Annotated in this window: 23 protein-coding genes and 1 tRNA gene; 8 read left to right on the plus strand and 16 right to left on the minus strand. The window is 43.6% G+C overall.

All coding sequences use genetic code 11. The features are described from left to right. Positions 1-36: 36 nt before the first annotated feature. Both FED51_RS16940 and FED51_RS21210 read right to left on the minus strand, forming a co-directional pair. A tRNA-Ala gene (locus tag FED51_RS16940) sits at positions 37-112 on the minus strand. Positions 113-164: 52 nt separating this feature from the next. Next, a complete protein-coding gene (locus tag FED51_RS21210; protein ID WP_010899480.1) occupies positions 165-326 on the minus strand; it encodes a hypothetical protein in 162 nt (53 codons plus the stop codon). A 99-nt stretch (positions 327-425) separates the two neighbouring features. Between FED51_RS21210 and FED51_RS16945 the strand changes: the two genes are divergently transcribed. Then, the gene (locus tag FED51_RS16945; RefSeq protein WP_138090727.1) at positions 426-1,442 is read left to right on the plus strand and encodes a potassium channel family protein; all 1,017 of its coding nucleotides are present in this window, start codon (positions 426-428) and stop codon (positions 1,440-1,442) included. Here FED51_RS16945 and FED51_RS16950 read toward each other — a convergent pair. Further along, positions 1,416-1,844 carry a YugN-like family protein gene (locus FED51_RS16950; protein ID WP_010899482.1) on the minus strand — a complete coding sequence of 143 codons (429 nt, stop codon included), beginning with the start codon at positions 1,842-1,844 and terminating at the stop codon, positions 1,416-1,418. The genes FED51_RS16945 and FED51_RS16950 overlap by 27 nt on opposite strands. A gap of 169 nt (positions 1,845-2,013) precedes the next feature. Here FED51_RS16950 and FED51_RS16955 point away from each other — a divergent pair, with 169 nt between their 5' ends. Next, complete coding sequence (locus FED51_RS16955; RefSeq protein WP_010899483.1) at positions 2,014-2,322, plus strand: hypothetical protein; 309 nt, start codon at positions 2,014-2,016, stop codon at positions 2,320-2,322. Positions 2,323-2,367: 45 nt separating this feature from the next. Here the strand turns inward: FED51_RS16955 and FED51_RS16960 are convergent, their stop codons facing one another. Both FED51_RS16960 and FED51_RS16965 read right to left on the minus strand, forming a co-directional pair. Then, on the minus strand, positions 2,368-3,720 hold the full coding sequence (locus tag FED51_RS16960) for a glucose-6-phosphate isomerase (protein ID WP_010899484.1): 1,353 nt from the start codon (positions 3,718-3,720) through the stop codon (positions 2,368-2,370). A 135-nt stretch (positions 3,721-3,855) separates the two neighbouring features. Further along, positions 3,856-5,019 carry an iron-containing alcohol dehydrogenase gene (locus FED51_RS16965; RefSeq protein ID WP_010899485.1) on the minus strand — a complete coding sequence of 388 codons (1,164 nt, stop codon included), beginning with the start codon at positions 5,017-5,019 and terminating at the stop codon, positions 3,856-3,858. 182 nt (positions 5,020-5,201) lie between these two features. Here FED51_RS16965 and FED51_RS16970 point away from each other — a divergent pair, with 182 nt between their 5' ends. Continuing rightward, the gene (locus FED51_RS16970; RefSeq protein WP_010899486.1) at positions 5,202-5,429 is read left to right on the plus strand and encodes a DUF378 domain-containing protein; all 228 of its coding nucleotides are present in this window, start codon (positions 5,202-5,204) and stop codon (positions 5,427-5,429) included. Positions 5,430-5,523: 94 nt separating this feature from the next. Here FED51_RS16970 and FED51_RS16975 read toward each other — a convergent pair whose 3' ends face one another. From FED51_RS16975 to FED51_RS17005, 7 genes are all read right to left on the minus strand, one after another. Next, entirely contained in the window at positions 5,524-6,198 is a 675-nt protein-coding gene (locus tag FED51_RS16975) for a sugar phosphate isomerase/epimerase family protein (RefSeq protein WP_138090730.1), read from the minus strand. Positions 6,199-6,369: 171 nt separating this feature from the next. Then, complete coding sequence (locus FED51_RS16980; protein WP_138090733.1) at positions 6,370-7,587, minus strand: ISL3-like element IS651 family transposase; 1,218 nt, start codon at positions 7,585-7,587, stop codon at positions 6,370-6,372. A 183-nt stretch (positions 7,588-7,770) separates the two neighbouring features. Continuing rightward, positions 7,771-8,187 (minus strand): S1 domain-containing post-transcriptional regulator GSP13, encoded by a 417-nt coding sequence (gene yugI, locus FED51_RS16985; RefSeq protein WP_010899488.1) that lies wholly within the window; start codon positions 8,185-8,187, stop codon positions 7,771-7,773. 98 nt (positions 8,188-8,285) lie between these two features. Further along, the gene (locus FED51_RS16990) at positions 8,286-9,455 is read right to left on the minus strand and encodes a DEAD/DEAH box helicase (protein WP_134230297.1); all 1,170 of its coding nucleotides are present in this window, start codon (positions 9,453-9,455) and stop codon (positions 8,286-8,288) included. Positions 9,456-9,475: 20 nt separating this feature from the next. Next, positions 9,476-10,261, minus strand: coding sequence for a hydroxyethylthiazole kinase (thiM, locus tag FED51_RS16995; RefSeq protein WP_053430425.1), 786 nt, complete (start codon positions 10,259-10,261; stop codon positions 9,476-9,478). Positions 10,262-10,862: 601 nt separating this feature from the next. Beyond that, on the minus strand, positions 10,863-12,044 hold the full coding sequence (locus FED51_RS17000) for an aminotransferase (protein ID WP_010899491.1): 1,182 nt from the start codon (positions 12,042-12,044) through the stop codon (positions 10,863-10,865). Then, the gene (locus tag FED51_RS17005; protein ID WP_010899492.1) at positions 12,044-12,538 is read right to left on the minus strand and encodes an Lrp/AsnC family transcriptional regulator; all 495 of its coding nucleotides are present in this window, start codon (positions 12,536-12,538) and stop codon (positions 12,044-12,046) included. Before FED51_RS17005 ends, FED51_RS17000 begins: the two co-directional genes overlap by 1 nt. A 257-nt stretch (positions 12,539-12,795) precedes the next feature. Here FED51_RS17005 and FED51_RS17010 point away from each other — a divergent pair, with 257 nt between their 5' ends. Then, a complete protein-coding gene (locus FED51_RS17010) occupies positions 12,796-13,236 on the plus strand; it encodes a YueI family protein (protein ID WP_053430424.1) in 441 nt (146 codons plus the stop codon). Between the two features lie 68 nt (positions 13,237-13,304). Here the strand turns inward: FED51_RS17010 and FED51_RS17015 are convergent, their stop codons facing one another. Together FED51_RS17015 and FED51_RS17020 are read right to left on the minus strand one after the other, a co-directional pair. Then, positions 13,305-13,781 carry an S-ribosylhomocysteine lyase gene (locus FED51_RS17015; protein ID WP_010899494.1) on the minus strand — a complete coding sequence of 159 codons (477 nt, stop codon included), beginning with the start codon at positions 13,779-13,781 and terminating at the stop codon, positions 13,305-13,307. Between the two features lie 59 nt (positions 13,782-13,840). Continuing rightward, a complete protein-coding gene (locus FED51_RS17020) occupies positions 13,841-14,281 on the minus strand; it encodes a hypothetical protein (protein ID WP_010899495.1) in 441 nt (146 codons plus the stop codon). Positions 14,282-14,436: 155 nt separating this feature from the next. On the opposite strand from FED51_RS17020, the gene FED51_RS17025 reads away from it, so the two are divergent. The 3 genes from FED51_RS17025 to FED51_RS17035 all read left to right on the plus strand — a co-directional run bounded on the left by FED51_RS17025 (position 14,437) and on the right by FED51_RS17035 (position 17,506). Next, a complete protein-coding gene (locus FED51_RS17025; protein ID WP_010899496.1) occupies positions 14,437-15,255 on the plus strand; it encodes a YihY/virulence factor BrkB family protein in 819 nt (272 codons plus the stop codon). A 176-nt stretch (positions 15,256-15,431) separates the two neighbouring features. After that, positions 15,432-15,704 carry an HU family DNA-binding protein gene (locus FED51_RS17030; RefSeq protein ID WP_010899497.1) on the plus strand — a complete coding sequence of 91 codons (273 nt, stop codon included), beginning with the start codon at positions 15,432-15,434 and terminating at the stop codon, positions 15,702-15,704. 164 nt (positions 15,705-15,868) lie between these two features. Next, positions 15,869-17,506 (plus strand): IS1182 family transposase, encoded by a 1,638-nt coding sequence (locus FED51_RS17035; RefSeq protein ID WP_138091084.1) that lies wholly within the window; start codon positions 15,869-15,871, stop codon positions 17,504-17,506. Between the two features lie 68 nt (positions 17,507-17,574). Here the strand turns inward: FED51_RS17035 and FED51_RS17040 are convergent, their stop codons facing one another. Together FED51_RS17040 and FED51_RS17045 are read right to left on the minus strand one after the other, a co-directional pair. Next, entirely contained in the window at positions 17,575-18,003 is a 429-nt protein-coding gene (locus FED51_RS17040) for an RDD family protein (RefSeq protein WP_010899498.1), read from the minus strand. Positions 18,004-18,174: 171 nt separating this feature from the next. Beyond that, positions 18,175-19,530, minus strand: coding sequence for an IS1182-like element IS656 family transposase (locus FED51_RS17045; RefSeq protein ID WP_010896456.1), 1,356 nt, complete (start codon positions 19,528-19,530; stop codon positions 18,175-18,177). Between the two features lie 277 nt (positions 19,531-19,807). Between FED51_RS17045 and FED51_RS17050 the strand changes: the two genes are divergently transcribed. After that, positions 19,808-20,401, plus strand: coding sequence for a biotin transporter BioY (locus FED51_RS17050; protein WP_010899499.1), 594 nt, complete (start codon positions 19,808-19,810; stop codon positions 20,399-20,401). Positions 20,402-20,499: the final 98 nt, after the last annotated feature.

A 20,499-nucleotide genomic window follows, 5' to 3' on the forward strand; every position in this document is an offset into this window, starting at 1 on the left:
TGCTGCGAAAGACCGTGTCGTTGCTAACAATATGTATGGTGGAGCATAGCGGGCTCGAACCGCTGACCTCTTCGCTGCCAGCGAAGCGCTCTCCCAGCTGAGCTAATGCCCCTGAATTCGACATTCTTTATTATAACGAAAAGTCACACTTTTGACAATATGATTTAAAAAAGAAGGTCGAGAAGAAACCAACCAACTCCCGCAATCGCTCCTAAAATAAGAGAACTCATCACGGTTTCCATGGTGATTTTTTTCTGTTTAACGGTGTCGAAAATGAGCCAGCCACAAAAGATGGCGACTGCAAAAAGGACGGCATCGGCGATCACACAGCATCCCCCTTTATGATCATCCTCCTCATCTTACCAAGCCCTGATTGTTTCGGCAAGGGTTTGTCTATACTGAGGTTAAAGAGGAGGAAGATGCGGATGGTGAATCCTTTAGCCATTAAGGGAATCGTCGGAAAAACCCCATTGCTCGTTCGGCTCTTATTCATTATTTTTGTTATTGTGTTCGTGATTGGGATTGTCATTCATGCGCTGGAACCAGAGGTTTTTCCAACTCTATTTGATGGTATTTGGTGGGCGATCGTCACGATATCAACGGTTGGTTACGGGGACTTTGTTCCCTATACTCTCATCGGACGACTCTTAGGAATTGTGTTAATTATGTCAGGCGTTGGTTTTATGACATTTTATGTGACTACTTTAGCAGCAACGACCATTAAATCGCGAAATGCCTACTTAGAGGGGAAGCTTCATATGACAGATAAGGACCATCATATCATTATTGGCTGGAACGAGCGAAGCCGTCATGCGATTGACCGGCTGCTTGAAGCAAATGAGAATACAACGATCGTATTGATCGATGAAACGCTGGAAGAATTGCCGTCCACTTATCGCCGTGTTCACTTTGTCCGCGGCAATAGCACAGAGGATGCTATTTTGCAGCAAGCAAATGTACGGGAGGCTGCTAGTGTTCTCATTACAGCCAAGCATCAAGGAAGTGAGTTTTCCGCAGATTCTCGATCGATTTTAACGACGTTAGCCGTCAAAAGTATCAACCCTCATGTTTATACGGTCGTTGAAATATTAACCGAAGGGCAGATCGTCAACGCCACTCGAGCAGGTGCGGATGAAGTAGTTGAATCCACCGCCTTAACGGGTGCCGTTCTCACCAACGGTTTGCTTCACCATAACATGAGTAAAATTTTAGATCGGCTATTGACGGAAGGTGAGAAAAAGCAGCTTTTCTTCTATCCCATACCTGAAGGGATGATCGGAAAAACATTTGATGACTACTTTCAATCACTTTATGAAAGCGATGAAGGTTTAGCGATTGGGTTAAAACGCGTCGATCGCATTCACCTTTATCCCCCTAAAAATATGCTACTACTGAGCGGAGATGAGGTGGCTCTCCTAGTTCGAACTGAGAGCCATCTCTAGCTCTTGAATGAGGTTTTGTGCGACAGGGAAAAACTTGGCATCTACTTGGGCATCTTTATCGACAGGCTTTGTAAACTGATTAAACAAGCCCGCTGTATTCATCCCGACTAAACCATTGAACGGATTCGGCTCTTCATCAAAACCTTCCTCATATTTATGGTTAAGTAAAAATGGTCGCCCTAAGCGCACTTGTACGCGGCGCTGTTCCAAGTCACCGTCCACCGCTTGAAACGGTACTCGTAAAAATGTGTAGCCGCCGCCATCTTCGTCGATTTTATAATCAAAATATCCGTGGTCATACTCCCACCCGCCACCGATGGAATATCCGAGGGGCTCCAATTTGTTTTTCAGCTCTTTCAATGAAATGATCTTGTTTTCCACTTGTGATTGTAGTTCAATCATGTACGGTCGTCCTTTCAACAGTGCCATTTGTTTGTAGTTTGACCACATACAAGGCAATTATGTGAGCTTAAACAAACGTTTGATTAGTATATTCCCCCATACATACTCCTTTCATTTCCGGCCATACTAGGATATGGATTTTTTCTGTTTATGAAAAGGAGGAATTTAAATGAACCAACCGGAAGCACATCAAGCGATAGAGCAAGCGCGCGAAGCTGTCGCCCAAGGCTCTGGACGAAACCAAGACCCTCAAGCGGCTTACCGTCATTTTGAACAGGCGCAGAGTCAGCTTCAGGAGGCATATCAACACATTCAACAGCAAGATGCCCATTCTACCCTCCTCAAGCAAATTGAAGATGCTCAGCATGCCCTTGAACATGCAAAGCATGCGGTCCAGCAAAATGTTCATACAGCTGATACGCAAGAATCGATTGATCAAGTGATGCGAACGATCGGGCAAATTCAAATCCATATTTAATCGTTCAACGATAAAAAACGTCCCCTACAAAGGAGACGTTTTTTGTTATTTTAACCGTTTTTCTAGCGCTGCCTTTTGTTCTTCAAACCCTGGCTTGCCAAGAAGAGCAAACATGTTTTTCTTGTAAGCTTCAACCCCTGGTTGATCAAACGGATTCACTCCTAATAAATATCCGCTTAATCCACAAGCCTTCTCGAAGAAATACATTAAGTAACCCATATAATATTCGTCAAGCTCTGGGACACTAACAACAAGGTTTGGAACGCCGCCGTCCACATGGGCAAGCAATGTTCCTTCAAATGCCTTTTTGTTGACAAAATCCATTGTTTCGCCAGCTAAATAATTCAATCCGTCAAGGTCTTGATCCGCTTTCTCAATCGTCATGTTCTTCTTCGGCTTTTCGACTTGAATGATCGTTTCAAACAAGTCACGTCGCCCATCTTGTACATATTGCCCCATGGAATGAAGATCTGTAGAGAAGTTAACTGAAGCTGGGAAAATTCCTTTGCCATCTTTCCCTTCACTCTCACCATAAAGCTGTTTCCACCACTCTGAAAAATATTGAAGCGCTGGTTCATAATTGACCATAAGTTCAATGGTTTTTCCTTTGTTGTAGAGAGCGTTACGAACAACAGCATACTGGTACGCTGGATTTTCTTTTAGATCTGAGTTACGAAATGCGTCTCGGGCGTCTGCAGCTCCTTTCATCATCGCTTCGATGTCAAGACCGCTTGCAGCGATCGGCAATAAGCCTACTGCTGTTAACACAGAGAAGCGTCCACCGACATCGTCTGGAATAATGAACGACTCATAGCCTTCCTCATTGGCAAGTGTTTTTAGAGCGCCGCGCTCTCGGTCGGTCGTTGCATAAATCCGTTTGCGTGACTCTTCTTTTCCGTATTTCTTTTCTAAATAATCTCGGAAAATACGGAACGCGATCGCTGGCTCGGTCGTTGTACCTGATTTCGAAATGACATTGATCGACACATCTTTTCCTTCCAAAACGTCAAACAATTCTTGTACGTATGTAGAGCTAATGTGGTGACCAACAAAGAAAATTTGTGGACCTTTCCGTTCGCTTTTATCCACTATGTTGTAAAACGAATGGTTAAGCGCTTCAAGCGTCGCTTTTGCTCCAAGGTATGAGCCACCAATTCCAATCACTAATAACACGTCGGAATCGTTTCGAATTTTCTCTGCTGCTTTTTGAATCCGGCTGAACTCTTCACGATCATAGTTCACCGGCAGGTCAATCCAGCCTAAAAAATCGTTACCCGCCCCTGTTCCATCATGTAGGGCACGATGTGCTGCATGAACTTGATCTTGAAGATTGTCGAGTTCATGTTCTTGTATAAAATCGAGTGCCTTTGAATAATCAAAGCAAACCTTTCCACTCATACTTTTCAGCCTCCTTCTAATTCTTCTTCTTCACTTTATTAAATTCCCGACTGAGAATCAAGACGCGGTCTAATTGTAAACGCTACAAAAAAGAAAAAGCCCTCAAGTTGTCAAACTTAAGAGCTTATTTTTGGCTTAAAGGGCCGCCGTCAAAATGTTCGCCACATCTTGTTTCTTTAACAATTTAAAATTGCCTAGTTCTCCTTGTTCAGTCGCAATTTCAGCCATCCGCTCCACTTGACTGTCATCGATGTCATAGTCGGCTAGACGGTTTGGCGCACCAAGTTCGGTCCAAAAGGCAGAAAGGCGCTCAATGCCTTCGTGAGCAATCGCTTCCTCGCTTTTCCCTGATGGATCAACGCCAAAGACACGCGTCGCTAATTGGACATGACGATCAATTTTTTGATCAAGGCTGTATGTCAGCCAGTGAGGGAAAAGGATGGCAAGTCCCCCCGCATGAGGAATATCATAAACAGCAGAAACTGCGTGTTCAATATTGTGAGTCGCCCAATCACCACGCGCACCCATGGATAACACACCGTTGAGTGCCATCGTACCGCAATACAAGATCGTTTCACGATACTCAAGGCTCTCTAAATCATTTACAAGCTTCGGACCTGTTTCGATCACTGTTTGCAGGACAGCTTCACACATGCGATCTTGTAGCGGTGTGTTGCTGACGGGATGAAAGTATGATTCTAGGACATGACTCATCATATCAACGATCCCATAGATCGTTTGATCTTTCGGCACGGTTACCGTATTTTTCGGATCGAGAATTGAAAACATCGGATAAACATGAGAACTACTCCAGCCGATCTTCTGGTTTGTCTCCCAGTTTGTGATGACCGAATTGGCATTCATTTCCGATCCTGTCGCTGCTAGCGTTAAAATCGTCCCAAACGGCAATGCATCTTCCGCGGTTGTTTTTTTCGTAATAATATCCCAGACATCACCATCATATTTAGCCCCAGCAGCAATCGCTTTTGTCGCATCAATCACACTTCCGCCACCGACTGCTAAAATAAACTCAATATTTTGTGCTTTGCAGAGATCAATTCCCTTTTGTACCGTCGTTAACCGTGGGTTCGGTTCAACTCCAGAAAGCTCTATCACTGCTTTCCCTGCACGCTCAAGCTGTTCCAACACTCGGTCGTATAGACCGTTCCGTTTTATACTTCCTCCGCCGTACACGAGCAATACGTTTTTCCCAACATGAGTTAATTCATGTTCTAATTGGTTCGTTTGATCAACACCAAACACGAGCTTTGTTGGATTTTTAAACATAAACGGATTCATACTATGTACAGCCTCCCTTTTCTTTTTCCTCTTTCAGTATGAACGATGGAAAATCAATTTGTAAATCAATCTGCTTACGTACCTGTTCATGTATAATTCAGCCGCTCTCTTCTCAATCTAAACAAGAAGCACACTCTTTCAACAAAAAGAATGTGTGATTCCAGAGAACGGAGGTGATAGGTGTGAGCGGTATTCAACGTACTGCCCTTGTCCTAGCGATCATTGGTGCAATTAACTGGGGACTAATCGGATTTTTCCGTTTTGACCTCATTGCAGCAATCTTCGGCGGTCAAGCAGCAGCCTTCTCACGTGTCATTTATGCACTAGTTGGTCTTGCTGGATTATATTGTATCTCTATCTTGTTTAAACCAGATGAAGAGCTTCAACGTTCTCCAGAGCCACAACGTTAGAAGCATGATAATCGATGGCTTTACAAAGGGAATGATTCGGCATCATTCCCTTTTTCCTTTTATAACCTTTCGTTGACATACGTATAGCTTTTCTCTATCCAAACAAGTGGGTCACCTTCTCCGTCATCCTGTTCGACAATCCACCATTCAACAAACGAGGTACTTGATTCCAAAATGGCATCAATGTTGATTTTCCCTGTGCCGACCGATCATCGTTTGTCATATCCTTTAAATGAACATGTCGGACTTTATGTTTGTAACGAGACACCCACTCTACAGGGTCTTGACCGGCTTTTTGCAGCCAATAAACATCAAGCTCAGCAAGTAACGATGGAATGGATAATATCGCCTCTAGCTGATTGCTGTACAGCTCAAAATCATGATGATGATAACCGAACGAGATCCCTTTCTTTTCTAGTTTTTTCTGAATTTCCTTTAATGACGTGATAAGTTCCTTATAACCTGTAGCTGTTTGTCGCTCTTCCTCAAGGTACGGGCAATAAATGGTGTGACACCCTAACCGTAAATGCTGATCAATGACGTCATCAAGCTGGTTTTCTAACCGTTCTAAAGCAACATGACTGCTAACAGGCACTAAGCCAACCGATTGTAAAATGGCCTTTAGCGCTTCTGGGGATTTCCCTCCCCAATCATCGGCTAGTTCCACACCTTGAAAGCCAATGCTCGCCACTTTCCGTAACGTCCCTTCAAAATCTTCCTCTAATGGCTTTCGAACCGTATAAAGCTGTAAAGCGATTTGATTTTTCATCTATCTCCCCCCTATCCATTCATTCCATATCGGTGATGGATCTCCTGCTTTTACTCGTAACTCACCGATTGATAATTCTTCTTTTCCGAAATGAATTTAAAAAAGGGTTTACCGCCAAATATTAATGGTTCTTAGTCAAATGTTGGGGTGGCATAGGAGGGCGAGCCCCTCTTATCCTACCCCGAATGTTTGATGTTTGAATTGATGATGCAAGAGAATACGGCTTCGCAAGCGATCATAACGCCGAAAACCAAAGGCATTTCTCTTAATCACCTTCGTTTGATTATTCAGTCCTTCAATAAAACCATTGTTTAAGCCAAACGCGAAGCTATTCAAGATCTCGGTCTGCCAGTTCTTCAGCGTCTGAATGGCTCGGTGGAACTCCTTTAACGGGCTCGCCTCCACTCTTCGGTAAAAGGCGTAGAGCCCTTGTTTCACCTCGCTCATTCGTCCTTCCCTTCCTTGCATCTTCGCTTCTTGATACCACTGACGAAAATGTTCTTTTAGCTCATACGCTTCCCTTAAATCAGGGGATAGCTCTAAGTACCGCTCCACCTTCTTCTTTTGCTTATCATCCAGTCCTTCTCTCTCTTTCTGAAACAGATGTTTGATCCGTTTACATCGTTTTCGATGATACGGATGGAACGCTTTTTGCACTCGGCGGCGAACCCCTTCCAGAGCCCAGTAGATGTAACGACAGAAATGGAACGGATCCCCAATGATGAGCGGGTGGCCTAAGGCCTTTTGAACAGCCGACTTGAAGGTATAACTGAGATCCATCACGACTGTTTTCACATGATGACCCTTCTCTTGAAGATATCGTTTAAGCGTATCGGCTTTACGATCCGGTAAGATATCCAGTGGCTTCCGTGTATCTGCATCCGCAATGATCACTTGATATTTCCCCGCATTCGTATCCCCTTTGTAATCATCAATCGTAATCCGAGGAGGAAGGTGATCCACCTTCTTCACGAGGGGGGCCGCCAATTGATCAAACCGGCGCATGGCAGTTGTCACGGACGTTTGGAATTGATTCGCTGTGTCCGTAAAGTTCTTCCCTTGAATGAGCCGTAAGCGAAACGCTTGATTCCATTCTACTGTCTGACGCTGATATCGCTCTACAAAACAGGCTTTCTCCGCAAACCGCTTCCCGCATCTGCACGCGTACCGGCGCTTTCGATAGAATAGATACACCCACCGTTCAAAGAGCTTGAGATGTTGAACTTTTTGGATGCGGTAATCATGGGTTCTCTCGGTTCTCTCCCCGCAGGATGGGCAACGATGAGGCGTTCGCGGCATTTCTACATGGAGCGCGATAAAGCCCTCTCGTTCCTCCATCTTTGTGACCTTCACACCTTTTAATCCGGGCAAATCCATGGTAAAATTCATCGTACACGCAGCTCCTATCCTTTCTTTGTTTCTGGACAATTCAAGGATAATGGATAAAGGAGCCTGCGTGCATTTTTTTTGCCCTCTTTTGTGCAAAAACCCCAACATTTATTGTAGAGCCATATTAATAGACGAATGTAAAAAAGAAGCCCCCTTCACTTAGGGAGCTTCCTTTGATCGTTACTATTTTTTGGCACGTTTGTTTAGGTCTGCTTGAATTTCGTTTGATTGCTTTAACCATTCTTTTAGTTTATCTTCTAATGTATTAAAGCCTTGTCCTTGGCTTTGCCCTTTTTGTGGTTTACGTCCACCACCACCAGCTGGGCGTGGTTTTGGCGCGCGAGCTGGACGCTCAGGAGCCTCTTGTGTTGCACGGATGGAAAGAGAAATTTTTCCACTTTCTTCGTCTACAGATAAAATTTTCACCTTCACTTCGTCACCTACGGAAAGAACATCATTGATGTCTTTCACAAAACCATGCGCTACTTCAGAAATGTGAACCAATCCTTGCTTCTGATCGTCGATCGCAACGAATGCACCGAAGGGCTTGATTCCTGTGACTTTTCCTTCTACAATGCTGCCTACTTCATAATTTGACATCCAAAAACATCTCCTAACTATTTATTAACTTGTTAATTTTAACACAGGTTGTCGTAATACGCAAAGCACATTTCGACTAGAAGGAGATGGTGATGTTGTCATTTTTTCCTTTTGTTATGCCCTTTTAAACCATTATTCTTAGCATGGAGTTTACCATGGGACAGTACCCGCTCTTCAAAGGAAAGATTTAGGCCTTTTTCGATTTTTTCCAGCTTATACATTTCCCGTTCACTCGTTAATGTGATCACGGTCCCTTCTTTACCCATTCGTCCAGTTCGTCCTGCGCGATGAACGTACGCTTCACTCGTCGTAGGTGGCTCCAGTTGGATCACATGGCTGACATCATCCACATCAAGACCGCGAGCTGCTACATCGGAAGCAATGAGCACTTGCGCTTCACTTGTTTTCAATTGGTGCAATGCTCGCTCTCTTTCCTGTTTTGTTTGGTCAGATGACAAGGCGACTGCTTTAATTCCTTTGAATTGTAACTTGGCTGTTGTTTCAGCTACATGTTCTAAACGGTTCACAAACACAATGCCGCGCTGAATGTTCTCATGGTGAATCAGCTTTCGTACCACATCCATACGCTCTCGTTTTTCACAGCGAATGAACCAATGGTTTACTGCCTGCTGAACAGTGTTTCCTTGGGCTGACACCGTTTCTATAAAAGGGACATACGGAGCAACAAGCTCGGTAAACCGAGAAGCAAAGGTAGCAGAAACAAACAGATATTGCGCTTCATTCCCGATCCGTTTTGCCACATTCTCAAAGGCGTTCCATGCGCTCGTTTCTTCCATCATTCGGTCTGCCTCATCGACTACGATCATTTTGACATGGGTCACTTTTAGCTTTTTCATCTCCATTAATTCGAGAATACGTCCGGGTGTCCCAACCGCCACATGAGGTTTTTTCTTTTTTAATTTCTCGACCTGACGTTTTATATTTGCTCCACCGATGAGCGGGAGCACCGTGATTGAAGTGGTAGCGGTTAGTTGTTTTGCCACCTCGACGATTTGCATGGCGAGCTCCTGTGTCGGTGCCAATATAAGTGCTTGCGTCTGCTCTGGTAGTTCTTCCGTTTTCGTTAGCAACGGAAGCAAATACGCTAACGTTTTCCCTGTCCCTGTTTGTGAATGGACGATTAGATTTTGCCCATCCAATGCTTCCGGAATTACTTGTTGCTGAATTTCCGTAGGTTCTGTAATCCCTTGGTTTGTAAGAGCCTCTAGAAATGGTTCTCCAATTGGCCACTGCTGAAACTGATTCATTTCGTCGTTTCTCCTATCTTTTATGATCGTTCAAAGCGTCCATGCTGTTTTACATCTTCATCGGTCAAACGACCTAGCTGATTGAGAAAAGCCGTTTGGAACGATCCGTATCCTTTGGCTTTCGTCTCTTCATAAGCTTTTTCGGCTGCGACCCCATAAGCGACGAGCCCATAACCGATCACTTCCAAAAGGTCATCCGTTTTTAGGCTAGCAAACGCCGCGACGATTGCCCCAGATAAGCAGCCTGTACCGACGACTTTCGTTAGCCATGGATGGCCATTGTAGCCACGAACCGTTCCCGTACCATCGGTAACAACATCCACTTCGCCGGTTACAACAACTGCGCTATTCAGTACGTTTGCCGCATGCTTTGCCAATTCAACTGGGTCTGAATCAATGGAACCGTCGACCCCTTTGACCGTTCCTGCTTGATCGGATAGAGCTGCAATTTCGCCCCCGTTTCCCCGTACGATCGTAACGTCTACTTCCTTCAAGATTCGCTTACAACTCTCGGTACGAAACGCTGTTGCCCCTGCCCCTACAGGATCTAACACGACAGGAGTACCAGCTTTATTAGCTGCTTTTCCTGCGATAATCATATTGTCAATGCTTTCTGCCGATAGTGTGCCTATGTTCAGAAGGAGTGCATTTGCTACCTTCGCCATGTCCGCTACTTCTTCTTTCGCATAAGCCATGACTGGAGACGCGCCAACGGCAAGTAGTCCGTTCGCTGTAAAATTTGTTACGACCACATTCGTCATACAATGAATGAGAGGATTACTTTTGCGTAGCATCTCAATGCTCATTCAATCACCGATCCTTTCCTCACCCTTCATTTGTTGAAAATTTTACTCGTTTTTTCTTCGAATGACAAACGTCACTTTTTTCAGAAAGTTATGTATAGCTTTAGAACAACTTGGGCATTCTATTGGTAGATGTATTCCCCCTTTTTTAATCAACGTAGCATTAGCTGCGTTGATTTTTTTATTTTAGTCACCAAACGTTTTCATAAAAAAGCGCTTGGGACAAAGCACAGTACGGAGTTGATTGTTTCAAAAACTTGCTGCGGGCAAGGCTTCAGCTAGTCGGGGAAAATCGCCCCGATGGCTTTTCAGCCCTTGCTTTCCCCGCAGGCGTCTCGTGATTTTGACAATTTGCTTGGAAACGTCCGTCTAGTTATGCGTATGAAAGGGGGACGTATACTACCTGAAGGCTCATTTACGTTTTACTCGACTGCCGTAAGGGGTAACGAGAATACCAGAAATGAATGAGGATTTGCCTTCATGACTGTGAACTTACGAAAATCAAACAACAGACGCCCCCATGAATCACCAGAAAAAAGGTTCGGATCCTTTTATTTTGATGGTCCGAACCTTTTTATTACGTTGGGCTAGTTTTTCCCAGCCTCTATTGTTTGCATTTTTGCACAAAACGGCCAATTCGTTCGAGTGCCGTTTCTAAATGTTCCATAGATGTGGCATATGAACAACGGATGTGCCCTTCGCCACCTTCTCCGAACACATTCCCCGGAACAACCGCCACATGCTCCTCCATGAGAAGTCGTTCCGCAAATTCCTCAGAGGTAAGTCCGGTTTCTTTAACAGACGGAAACGCATAGAAAGCTCCGCCAGGCATTGGACAAGTTAAGCCAATTTCGGTGAATGTTTTGACGACAAAATTGCGTCGTTGTCTGTAGGATTGAACCATGCGATGCACATCGTCCATTCCTGTTTCTAATGCTTCCAACGCACCGTGCTGCGCCATTGTCGGTGCACACATAAGGCTGTATTGATGGATTTTTAGCATCGCGCTCAAAATATCATCTGGTGCACAGACATACCCAAGCCGCCAACCCGTCATCGCAAAAGCCTTCGAAAAACCAGAGATAAGAACGGTTCGTTCTCGCATTCCGTCCATCGAAGCTAATGAAACATGGGTCCCATCATACGTAAGTTCTGCATAGATTTCATCCGAAAACACAATGAGGTCGTTTCCAGAAATCACCTTAGCCACTGCCTCTAACTCTTCTTTCCCCATAATCGACCCCGTCGGATTATTTGGAAAACAAAGAATAATCGCTTTTGTTCTTGGGGTAATCGCAGCCTCTATTTGCGCCGGTGTTACTTGGAAATCGGTATCGATATGCGTACCAACCGGAACCGGGACGCCTCCTGCCATCGTAACAAGTGGCGCATACGAAACAAAGCTTGGTTCGACAACGATCACTTCATCCCCTTCGTCGATGATCGCGCGCATCCCGATGTCAATCGCTTCACTCGCACCAACCGTCACAAGAATTTCCGATTCAGGATCGTAACCTATGTGAAACCGCTCGTACAAATAACGGGAGATCGCTTCCCGAAGCTCAATGATTCCAGCATTTGCTGAATACGCAGTAAAACCACGCTCCATCGAAGAGATGCTCGCTTCCCTGACATTCCACGGCGTGACAAAATCAGGTTCACCAACACCAAGAGAAATAATATTTTCCATTTTTGAAGCGAGATCAAAAAAACGGCGAATACCCGAAGGTTGAATCGATTGTACTCTCGTCGATAACCGTGTCCGTTGAGATGTAGAAGAAGTCATTATGGCGTCACCACAATTCGTTTATCGTCTTCGTCCTTTTTAAAAACAACCCCATCATGCTTATATTTTTTTAGTTGAAAGTGGGTCGTTGTTGAAAGAACCGTATCAATCGTTGATAGTTTTTCTGAGACAAACCGAGCGACCTCCGACATGGTCTTCCCTTCAATGACGACGGAGAGGTCATAAGCCCCCGACATTAAATAAAGCGCTTTTACTTCTGGGAAGCGGTAAATACGTTCAGCTACCTCATCAAAGCCAACCCCGCGCTGTGGCGTAACTTTAACATCAATCATGGCAGTTACCGTCTCGACTTCCTTCACTTTGCTCCAGTCAATCACCGCTGAGTAGGATAAAATCACATGGTCATTTTCAAGCTTTTTAATGATCGCTGTCACTTCTTCTTCAGTGGCATCAATCATTTTTGCTAAAGTCGGTATTGGCACACGGCCGTTTTCCTCAAGAATGTGCAGCACATCAAGCTCTTTTCTCTCCACGATGTGTCTTCCCCTTTCGTCAACAAAACCATCAAATTCGTTTCGTATATCATACCACAATCCACTGTCCCTTTCCGTGAAAAATGTTACTTTTTTATTCACGAAAATGACCTGTTCTGTTCATTGCTTTTCCCAGTAAAAGATTGATACAATTCATGGTAATACTAAACGACGAGCCTCTTCATTTAATGGAATCGGTTCTTAAAGCATCGACTAGTCTAGCTGCGCAAATAACATGAGAGAAAGGGTCGATTACGTTGGAAAAACCTACTGTTGATGATTACCTCAAAAAAGGAATTTACGGTCAGAAGGAAATTAATCCAGAAGAAAAGCGAACATTCCTTGGAACGTTTCGAGAACGGATCATTGTCGCCCTTACCCAATCACAAGTAAGAGAACAAGGAACGTACAAAGAAGTGGAGGAGCTTATGAGTCGTAATCGGGAGGCCAAGCTCTATTTAAACGGCTCCCTCGATTTTAAATATTTACGGGATTACATTCAAATAGCAGACCAACTCTCCATTGACTATCTTGTGGTCTCAAATCAAGAGAAAGAGACAGATATTGGTCTCGTTCTTGCCCATGATCATGCGATCGACAAAGAGGATATTTTTATCGAGGAACACACGGAGAAAGACGATTTGGAAAAAGATGAGAAGGGGCTGTCCGCATTCTTGAACCGTCTGTTTCGTCCATAGCCATCGTTTCACCTCAGTCTTGTATTTCCATCGAAAATGTAAAAAGCGAGCTGGATCACTCGCTTTTTTTACGATTCAAATACTTTTGTTAACGAATCTTTCTCATGAGACAACCAGTAGGTCATGAGTTTTTTTGCGCCGTCTAAATCGTGGAGCTTTGCTTGCCCACACTGCTTCTCGTTAGCAGCCGGTACTTCCTCTAGCTCAAGAGAATACTTCATCGTTTGTTCGAGAACATCGATGATTTCCTCCACCGTTGGCTTACCGCTCATAATTAAATAAAAGCCTGTTTGGCATCCCATCGGGGAAAGATCAATGACATCAAAGTGATCATATGCTTCAGCAAATTTGCGAATATTCAAGGCAAGTAAATGCTCTAGTGTATGAATCACATCAGGCTTCATCGCCTGTTTATTTGGTTGAAAAAAACGAATGTCAAACTTGTTCACCTCTCCGTTAGTCCCGACTTTGTGTGTACCACACGGACGGACGAATGGCGCTTTTACAATCGTATGGTCAAGCTCAAAGCTTTCAACTGTTGGCATACTACTTCCTCCTCCTCTTTCCTTTTGTCCTTTCAGTATAAAGGAACAATCGTACTCTGTTAAGATTCATCTTCTTTTTTGATTGAAGATGGCTCATAATGGTTAAGATGTTTAATCAAGATCTCCTGCCTCTCGGCGAATGCATACAGATCTTCATGAAACGATTCGGGTTGAAAGCGACTGAACTTCAAACGAAACCCTTTTTTTAAGAAAAACACGACCACATGACTACGAGTTGTTTTGATGAAATACGCTTCTTTTATTTGTTCGGCTCTTATCTCACGAGATAACAACTGAGCAGAAGAGAGGGAAATCGTAAATGAAATCACATCCCCTTTGATCTGAAACCGATAACGGATAAAAGAGAGCAATACAAACAGCAAAAACGGAAGATACAGGAGGAACGTCCACCTTCCTTCCAGAATGATACTATTTAAAAGTGTCAGCAAAGCGAGAGCTAGCCAAATCATCTTTCCTTCCGATGCAGTATATACGTTCATTGATCAATCGTCCCTTTCCATATGCTAGCCTACCGTCCTATAGGAAGCGTGCCTGTGGACAAAAGCATCTACACCCTTGGCAATCAACTACCATTATACACAAGTTTAACGGCTTGTTGGACCAAAAACTTGTGGAAAGGAAGGGAGAAGCACACATGGGCAAAAACACATTTTTCTATCAATTCTTTAAACAATTGAAAACCGATCCAATCCCGGACTGGTCAGCAACCCTTGCGTACTATTTTATGCTATCCATCTTTCCACTCATCATTTTTATCCTAGCGCTCATTCCATATTTTTCAATTGATCAACAGTACCTCTACCAAATCATTGTCGATTATTTGCCTGAGGATTTGGCAGACGTCTTTACCTCAGTGATTTTAGATGTTGTAAGCAGACCTCAAGGTGGCCTAGTATCATTCGGTGCTCTTGCCGCCATATGGACGGCTTCTAACGGCATGAATGCCCTCATTCGAGCCGTAAATCGTTGCTATGCGGTCGAAGAAACGCGAAGTCTTTATAATTTGCGGTTTCTTTCCATCATGTTAACAATCGGCATGATGCTCGTTTTTGTTACAACGCTGTTACTCCCTGTTTTCGGACATTTAATCATCCAATTGCTAGATTGGTTATTTATTGTTCCTGAAGGGACCGCTTCGGTGCTAAATGCCTTGCGCTGGATCGTTGGTATTTGTTTAATGACCATTATCCTCATTGTTATCTATCTCCTCGCACCGAACACGTCTTTAAAATTAAAAGATGTCGTAACAGGTGCGGTTGTCGCAACAATTGGCTGGCAGCTTATTTCATACGGCTTCTCTGCTTATGTAAGCAATTTCGGGAATTTCTCTGCCACGTATGGAAGTCTAGGAGGGGTGATCGTGCTCATGCTTTGGTTTTTTCTCAGCAGCCTTATGCTCATCATTGGTGGTGAGGTCAACGCTGCCACCTATCGATTGAAGCAGCAACAGTAAAGATAGAAAACTTGAAGTTTTAATAATCGAAACAATCGTTTTCTTATAGTTTGATCCTTTCTAGTGGATAAACGTCTAAAATTGCAAAAATTCTCCGCTTTCTGTGTATAAACTTAATAAAACTGGCAATGATGGTACCAGCACTCGTAAAACATGCGAGATTAGGAGGAGTAAACATGAATAAAACAGAACTTATCCATCAAGTGGCAGAACGTACACAGATGTCAAAAAAAGATGCTGGTGAAGTTGTTAACACTGTATTTGATGTCATTGCTGAATCCCTTGCCCAAGGTGACTCTGTACAACTGATCGGGTTCGGAAACTTTGAAGTGCGTGAACGTGCCGCACGAAAAGGTAGAAATCCACAGACTGGAGAGGAAATTGACATTGCCGCAACAAAAACACCAGCGTTCAAAGCGGGAAAGCAGCTGAAAGATGCAGTGAAGTAACAGAAGGGGCTGTCCCATAAGTCAAAATGATTGACTTATGGGCAGCCCTTTTGAATACAAAAAAATCGCCCCGTTCGTTATAATGTAAGTACCCACACAAACAAAATAAGAAAACGGAGGCGATTCTTTTGAGTAACTCTATAGCTACTTTCATTCATTATAACATGGACCAATTAGTCCTTCCAATGGATTTTAGCGATCTCATCCCCGAAGACCATGTGGCGCGTGTGGTGAATGACATGGTGGAAATGGTGGATGAAGATCTCTTCTACGCCCCATATAAAGGTGGCGGCCGGAGTGCCTACCACCCAAAGATGATGACGAAAATCATTTTGTATGCCTACACGCAAAAATTATATTCGTGTCGCGACATTGCCAAGTCCCTGCGTGAACATCTTCCGATGATGTGGTTGGCCGCTCGTCAAACACCAGATTTCCGCACCATTAATCGTTTTCGCTCGGAACGAATGAAAGACATCATTGAGCCATTGTTTACGTCCCTCATTCAGTTACTGCTCGACCAAAACTACATCACCATGGACAACTACTTTCTCGATGGAACCAAAATCGAGGCGAATGCCAATCGATATACGTTTGTTTGGAAAAAGTCCGTCCAGAAGTATAAGGAGCGGCTACAGGACAAGCTCGAAGAATTATTCGCCCACATTGAAGAGACGATTGATTCCGATAACCAGCAGGTAGAGAATGATCAAGGGGAAAACAAGCGTGTGACTTCTGAACAGTTACGTGAAGCTGTCACTCAAGTGGAAAAACAGGCGAATCAAGCGGAACAAGCCCTTCATGACGAACAAGATCCGGTTCTGAAAAAAGAGAAAAAAGCGGAAGCTCGTCACTGGCGCCAATTACATAAGAAGTTAAACACAGACTATCTGCCACGCTTAGAAAGATACGAAGATCAATTAGCGACATTCGGTGATCGAAATAGTTTCTCCAAAACCGATCGAGATGCCACATTTATGCGTATGAAGGAAGATCATATGAAAAACGGTCAACTGAAACCCGGATATAATGTACAGGCAGGGACCGAAAATCAATTCATTGTCGGTTATTCCATTCATCAACGCCCAACAGATACTCGTTGTTTGATTCCACACCTTCGTATGCTTGAAGAACGCCAACTCCCCTTTCCAAAGAAGCTAATCGCAGACGCTGGTTATGGAAGTGAGCCCAACTATTTATATATCGCTGAAAACGAATGGGATGCCCTCATCCCTTATCATACGATGAGAAAAGAAGAAAGCCGGGTCTATCGGAACGACCCATGGAAGGTACAGAACTGGACGTATTTGGAACATGATGATACCTATATATGCCCAAATAACCGGAGAGTGACTTTTCGATACTACCGCAAACGAACGGATGCCTACGGATACGAACGAGACTTCAAAATATATGAATGTGAAGACTGTACCGGGTGTCCATTCAAGACGGATTGTACAAAAGCGAAAGGCAATCGCCAGATTCACTATAATCCGGTATATGAAGAAGGAAAATCAAAAATGAAACGAGCCCTTGATACGGAAGAAGGCGCAAAGACCTATCGAAAACGGAAAACAGAGGTCGAAAGCGTGTTCGGTCATATCAAGGGCAATCGGTCGTTCCGTCGTTTTCACCTTCGTGGCCTTGACAAGGTGAACATTGAGTTTGGGCTGATCGCAATCGCCCACAACTTCCTGAAACAGGCGAAGACCATCCGCCTGTTTCAGGAAGAGATAAACCGATCATCGGAGACAAAAAGCCTGAAGCGACTTATAAATGTCACTTCAGGCTTTTCTTTTTAAGGGCTTTTGAGACAGCCCCTTCTTGGTCTACGAGTAGGATCAATGAAATAAGTTCTGTCTTCTTTAACCTATTCAGCCTCAGGTGTTTGCCCTGGTGCGTCATACGTAACATAGGTTCCAGCAATTAAATCATGCAAGCTTCTCTTGTCTTCGCGCAATCCAACCATAAAGGCGCTGACAATGACGGCAATACCAAAAGTAATAAGATAAACAAAACCTGCCACAATCGTTCGCAGCAACATTGTTCCGATCCCTACATTTTCTCCGTCCATTTTTACAATTCGTACACCACAAATCTTTTTTCCAATCGTGTAGCCTAGCCATAAAACAGGCAGTAATAATCCATAGACTAGGTTGACCCCGCCTTGAAAAATAGAAGTCATCGGCTCTTCCAAACCTAAAATAAGCGTAATGATCGCGAGAGGAATACCTATAATGATGCCATCTAGGAGACCAGCTCCTAAGCGAATCCAAAATCCTGCTGGGTTACTAACCACATTTGATCATCCTTTCTTGGTTTTACGTTCATTCCCATTTTAGTGTTTAATCATGCAATCGACAATCTTTTTTCTTGAAATCCCCTTTTCTACTACTTGAATCAATTTCATAATTGCTTAATTTATAAATTTTGAGACGGGCAGAATTTATAAAATTTCATTTTTAAAAATTTAAGCAGCTTGTTGTTGCTGATGGCTAGTACGAATACGATCAACAGCGAGTTTAGAAGCATTGTAAACTAAGGTGACGAGATCAAAGTGAACTTTGGCTCGTTTCCCTGAGCGATGTCGAACATTGTTCAGTTGAAAAAGCTCTTTTAAATAAGCATTAACTCGTTCAACTGCGGTGCGTTGTTTAAAGATGGATTTCCAAACATTTGAACCTCTCGCAGGTGCTGTGTATTTGCGAAGGTCGGTCGTGATTTTGACTTTATATACCTTTTGACAGAGTCCATCATTGGCTAAAGGACAGTCGTGACACTCTTTCGGTCGTGTATATTTTAACGTTTCGTACTTGGGGTCAAAGCTATCGTACCGATAAGAATGTTCCCTGACACAGGTCGGCGCGAAATGCTCGTCAAAACCAACTCTTTCTCTCTCATTACGCTTATTGTAGGCAATGACGGACTGTTGTCCCATACGATAGACCTGTTCATAAATGGGTTCAAAATCATAACCAGCATCCATCGTTTGATAACGAAGAGAGTTCAAAGGTAGTCGTTCATGGATTCCTTTTAATAGAGGAATCGCGGCTTTGCCATCGTTTAAGTTTCCCGATGAAAAAAGCGATTGGAGAATATATTGGCTCGAGGTTCCAACGGCTAAATGGCCCTTGTAGCCATACCAGAAGACGTTCTTTCCTTCGCTGTTCTTTTTTATACCCCATTTAGGATCTTGCGGGATCTCCCGACGTAATTGGGCTAATGAGACTTCTAATTGTGCTTCGATTTTCTTTTCGAATAACGGGAGATTCGCTTCTTTTTCTGCCTGTTCGATGAGCCATTGTTCACGTTCTTTCTTTGTTTTACGACCACGTTTTTGAGGTTCTTCTTTTGGTTTTTCTTCCTTTGGTGGAGCCTGATCACGCGCTTCAAAATGTGTGGCATCAATCGCTACCGTGTCATCGGTAATAAACCCTTCAGCGATCGCTTGGAGGATCACTTTTTCCTGAACTTCAGCTAAAATGTTAGAGTTCTCAAGCTTCGTTAAAAGTCGAGAATAGGATGCTTCAGATGGAACTGAATCGGATACAAGAAAACCACAATTTCTCTTAAAGGCTAGGTCTTCGTTCAAACGCTTAATTAGGTGCTTCATCGTTGGAATTCCTTCGACAAGACGGATCAATATAGAAATAACCATCGCTGGATAATTCAATGCTTCTGGTGCCCCAAGGTGAGATTTTTTCGTCACCTCGTGGACAATGGAAGACAGATCAATAGCGGAAAAAATCGCGTCATAACGTTGGGTAGGTTCCATCTCATATAATTCTTGCATGCTAAATAAACTCATTTGTCGTATAATGGTCATAGGAAGTACTCCTCCAGTCTTTTTGGGATGTTTTCGTCGACTACCATTATACTGGATTTGGGGAGGTACTTCCTTTTTTGTGCCTAGGAACCCTTGAAACAAAAGGTCTGAGATTTATGAAATTTACTCACTTAATTATCGATTGAAGACAAAAAGAGTTTTCACAGACTCATGCCTTTTGACTCTTATTATGTCAACATATTTATGTAGACAGTTGACAAAGTCACCTCATTTACTTACGATTATGTTAACTAATTCACTTCGGAGGTAAACATTCATGGCAACAAAATCGTTTCGCACCATAGATCTTGTGTTAGTACCAATGTTTGCAGCCTTGATGGGCATCGGTGCTAACGTTACATCTTTTCTTGTCATTGGCGGCGTACCCATCACCCTACAAACGCTGTTTTCCATCCTCGCAGGCGCACTTCTAGGAAGTCGACTTGGCGCGTTTGCTATGTCCCTCTATTTACTTGTCGGGCTCGTTGGCTTTCCAGTCTTTGCCCAATTCAAGGGAGGCTTGAGCACATTTGTTAGCCCAACATTCGGGTTCCTAATTTCCTTCATTCTCGTTGCGTATGTGACAGGGAAAATCATCGAAAAGAGTGAAAGTAAATCTTTCTTCACATTCGTTATTGCATGCTTTATCGGACTTATTATTAACTATGTCGTTGGGACGAATTATATGTATTTTGCTTATATCACCATTGCAGAAGCCCCTGAAGGCTTCACCTATTCAATGGCCTGGGCTTGGATGATCGCGCCTTTCATAAAGGATGTCATCGTCACAATCGCTGCTGCGGTAGTTGCCCACCGTATTTACGGCACTGTCCGGAAACACCGACCGAATCATTTACAGCAAGCAAGTTAATCCTTTATGCAAGAAAAAGGTCTGCTCTCTAATGGAGAAGCGACCTTTTATTTTTCATTGAAAGATGGTCCTGATTGGGTTAGAGGGGTGTAACATAA

The sequence above is a fragment of the Halalkalibacterium halodurans genome (assembly GCF_005671335.1).
GTDB lineage: Bacteria > Bacillota > Bacilli > Bacillales > Bacillaceae_D > Halalkalibacterium > Halalkalibacterium halodurans.

What these genes read in the sequence shown, in the direction of transcription:
- FED51_RS16945 (WP_138090727.1), top strand. Translation starts at nt 426, where the DNA reads ATGGTGAATCCTTTAGCCATTAAGGGAATCGTCGGAAAAACCCCATTG.
- FED51_RS16950 (WP_010899482.1), bottom strand. Translation starts at nt 1,844, where the DNA reads ATGATTGAACTACAATCACAAGTGGAAAACAAGATCATTTCATTGAAA.
- FED51_RS16955 (WP_010899483.1), top strand. Translation starts at nt 2,014, where the DNA reads ATGAACCAACCGGAAGCACATCAAGCGATAGAGCAAGCGCGCGAAGCT.
- FED51_RS16960 (WP_010899484.1), bottom strand. Translation starts at nt 3,720, where the DNA reads ATGAGTGGAAAGGTTTGCTTTGATTATTCAAAGGCACTCGATTTTATA.
- FED51_RS16965 (WP_010899485.1), bottom strand. Translation starts at nt 5,019, where the DNA reads ATGAATCCGTTTATGTTTAAAAATCCAACAAAGCTCGTGTTTGGTGTT.
- FED51_RS16975 (WP_138090730.1), bottom strand. Translation starts at nt 6,198, where the DNA reads ATGAAAAATCAAATCGCTTTACAGCTTTATACGGTTCGAAAGCCATTA.
- FED51_RS16980 (WP_138090733.1), bottom strand. Translation starts at nt 7,587, where the DNA reads ATGAATTTTACCATGGATTTGCCCGGATTAAAAGGTGTGAAGGTCACA.
- yugI (WP_010899488.1), bottom strand. Translation starts at nt 8,187, where the DNA reads ATGTCAAATTATGAAGTAGGCAGCATTGTAGAAGGAAAAGTCACAGGA.
- FED51_RS16990 (WP_134230297.1), bottom strand. Translation starts at nt 9,455, where the DNA reads ATGAATCAGTTTCAGCAGTGGCCAATTGGAGAACCATTTCTAGAGGCT.
- thiM (WP_053430425.1), bottom strand. Translation starts at nt 10,261, where the DNA reads ATGAGCATTGAGATGCTACGCAAAAGTAATCCTCTCATTCATTGTATG.
- FED51_RS17000 (WP_010899491.1), bottom strand. Translation starts at nt 12,044, where the DNA reads ATGACTTCTTCTACATCTCAACGGACACGGTTATCGACGAGAGTACAA.
- FED51_RS17015 (WP_010899494.1), bottom strand. Translation starts at nt 13,781, where the DNA reads ATGCCAACAGTTGAAAGCTTTGAGCTTGACCATACGATTGTAAAAGCG.
- FED51_RS17020 (WP_010899495.1), bottom strand. Translation starts at nt 14,281, where the DNA reads ATGAACGTATATACTGCATCGGAAGGAAAGATGATTTGGCTAGCTCTC.
- FED51_RS17025 (WP_010899496.1), top strand. Translation starts at nt 14,437, where the DNA reads ATGGGCAAAAACACATTTTTCTATCAATTCTTTAAACAATTGAAAACC.
- FED51_RS17030 (WP_010899497.1), top strand. Translation starts at nt 15,432, where the DNA reads ATGAATAAAACAGAACTTATCCATCAAGTGGCAGAACGTACACAGATG.
- FED51_RS17035 (WP_138091084.1), top strand. Translation starts at nt 15,869, where the DNA reads ATGGACCAATTAGTCCTTCCAATGGATTTTAGCGATCTCATCCCCGAA.
- FED51_RS17045 (WP_010896456.1), bottom strand. Translation starts at nt 19,530, where the DNA reads ATGACCATTATACGACAAATGAGTTTATTTAGCATGCAAGAATTATAT.
- FED51_RS17050 (WP_010899499.1), top strand. Translation starts at nt 19,808, where the DNA reads ATGGCAACAAAATCGTTTCGCACCATAGATCTTGTGTTAGTACCAATG.